This window comes from Kitasatospora sp. MY 5-36, from assembly GCF_001182915.1.
In the GTDB taxonomy this organism is placed as follows: domain Bacteria; phylum Actinomycetota; class Actinomycetes; order Streptomycetales; family Streptomycetaceae; genus Kitasatospora.
Genome location: NZ_LFVW01001082.1, coordinates 1 through 2,013 on the forward strand (window position 1 = coordinate 1; position 2,013 = coordinate 2,013).

Here is a 2,013-nt window from a genome sequence, read left to right on the forward strand (position 1 = left end):
GGTGGCGCCGGACGCGGCGGCGCGGGACTTCGCACTGGCCGAGCGGGCGCACGCCGCGCTGCGGGCCGAGGGCGGCACGCTCGCCGTCGCCGAGTCGCTGACCGGGGGGCTGCTGGCCGCCGCGCTGGTGGACGTCCCCGGGGCGTCCGCGACCTTCCGGGGCTCGGTCACCGCGTACGCGACCGAGCTGAAGGCCTCGGTGCTCGGGGTGGACGAGGGCCTGCTGGACGTGTACGGGCCGGTCCACCCGGTGGTGGCCCGACAGATGGCCGAGGGCGTGCGCGCACTGCTGGGGGCCACGTACGGGCTCGCGACGACCGGGGTGGCCGGGCCGGACCCGCAGGACGGGCAGCCGGTGGGCACCGTACACCTGGCCGTCGCCGGCCCGGGGGGAACTCTGGTCAGTTCTCCCCTGCTGTCGGGCGGTCGTGCCACAATCCGTCACGAAGCGGTGACCGCCGCGCTGGAGCTGCTGGTCGGTCGGTTCGCACGGTAGGCCGGTTCGTACGGCCGGCCGGTTTCGCGCGACCGGGGCCCGTGGGGAGGGCCTCCACCGACCGGGATCGCCGGGCGGGCGCGCGGGTATGGGACAGCGGGAGGATCGTGTTACATCCAACACCCTGGTTGGGCAGAAACCAGGTGGCGAACGAGTTGCGTGACGGTGGCCGGGTGGGTCGCTACGGGTACCACGAGGGGCCCGCGAACCCGGGTGCGACACCGGAACAAGGAGGGGGACGGCCTTGCAGCCCAGAGTGAACACGACCAGGGTCCCCGCACGCGAAGCGGGCAAGGCGGTACGGTGGGGTCGTGACATCTCGATCCGCAGTCCGAGGAGGGAGGCACCGATGATCCTGCTTCGTCGCCTACTGGGCGATGTACTGCGTCGGCAGCGCCAGCGCCAGGGCCGCACACTCCGCGAGGTGTCGGCGGCAGCCAGGGTTTCGCTCGGATACCTCTCCGAGGTCGAGCGGGGACAGAAGGAGGCCTCCTCGGAGCTGCTCTCCGCCATCTGCGACGCACTCGACGTCCGGATGTCCGAGGTCATGCGCGAGGTCAGCGACGAACTGTCGCTCGCTGAACTTGCGGCGATGGCCACCCTCTCCGAAGGTGATCTGCTGAGGCCGGTACTCGAACCGGTTCCGCTGCCCGCCCCCGGCACCGACCGGGCGAACATGTCGCCCAAGGCCGCCGCGATGGACGTGGTCGCCGCCTGATCCCGGCCTCGACTCCCGGGCGCCCCTGCCCGGAGCGAGCGAAGGGAGGGCGGTCGTGCGAACAGACGCGCAGACGCGCCCGATGGCCCGAATACGGGCCCGGGCGCGGCTGTTCCTCCGGGTACGGCGTCCGGTGCGGTGGGTGCTGGCGGCCTCGGCGGCCGGGCTCGCCTGGTGGCTCCTGGTGGTCCGGGGACAGCTGACCGACGGTGCGGCGCTGGGGCTGCTCGTGGCCGGCGGCTGGGGACTCGGTCTCATTCCGGTCCACGCCGACTGGAACGCGACCGGACCGGCCCGGCGCCCGCGTGCGGAGCCGGCGGGACCGGTGGAGGTACAGCCACCGCCGATCGGGTGATGGACGTGGCCGGAGGCCGCGGGGTCGACGACCCCGCGGCCTCCGGTGTCTTCCGGCCCTGGTTCCGTGGCCGTGGATCAGGGGCGCAGGCGCAGGCCGCGCGGGGTGGCGTGGAAGCCCGCCTCCTCCAGCGCGCGGCCGAGGGCCGAGCCCAGGGCGGGCTCGCCGTTGGCCCGTTCGACCGTGACGCTGCCGAGCGCGCCCTCCCGGACGGCGGCCGCGAGCGCCCCGGCCGCCAGCGCCCGGGTGGCCTCGTCCTCCGGCCAGGCCAGCAGGGACTTGCCGCCTCGCTCGACGTACAGCGCCGGATCGCCGTCCACCAGGACCACCAGGGCGCCCGCCTTGCGGCCCGGGCGGTGGGCGGTGGGCTCCTTGCCGTCGGGGGCCGCGGGCGGGTCGGGCCAGGGCAGGGCCGAGGCTGACCGGGAAGAGCCGGCTGTCGGA

3 protein-coding genes and 1 pseudogene are annotated in these 2,013 nt (G+C 74.8%); 3 read left to right on the forward strand and 1 reads right to left on the reverse strand.

From position 1 onward, the window contains the following. Position 1 precedes the first annotated feature (1 nt). The 3 genes from AE652_RS40295 to AE652_RS40305 all read left to right on the forward strand — a co-directional run bounded on the left by AE652_RS40295 (position 2) and on the right by AE652_RS40305 (position 1,569). Positions 2–496: a CinA family protein gene (locus tag AE652_RS40295; RefSeq protein WP_199823226.1), complete on the forward strand. Its 495-nt coding sequence runs from the start codon at positions 2–4 to the stop codon at positions 494–496. Positions 497–845: 349 nt separating this feature from the next. Then, entirely contained in the window at positions 846–1,214 is a 369-nt protein-coding gene (locus AE652_RS40300) for a helix-turn-helix domain-containing protein (RefSeq protein ID WP_049660741.1), read from the forward strand. A 55-nt stretch (positions 1,215–1,269) separates the two neighbouring features. Then, positions 1,270–1,569 carry a hypothetical protein gene (locus AE652_RS40305; protein ID WP_234348721.1) on the forward strand — a complete coding sequence of 100 codons (300 nt, stop codon included), beginning with the start codon at positions 1,270–1,272 and terminating at the stop codon, positions 1,567–1,569. Between the two features lie 77 nt (positions 1,570–1,646). On the opposite strand, the pseudogene AE652_RS40310 reads toward AE652_RS40305, so the two are convergent. Beyond that, positions 1,647–2,013: pseudogene (locus AE652_RS40310) on the reverse strand (hypothetical protein); the annotation flags it as partial.

Coding starts and splice junctions, on each gene's coding strand:
- AE652_RS40300 (WP_049660741.1), top strand. CDS start 846: ATGATCCTGCTTCGTCGCCTACTGGGCGATGTACTGCGTCGGCAGCGC.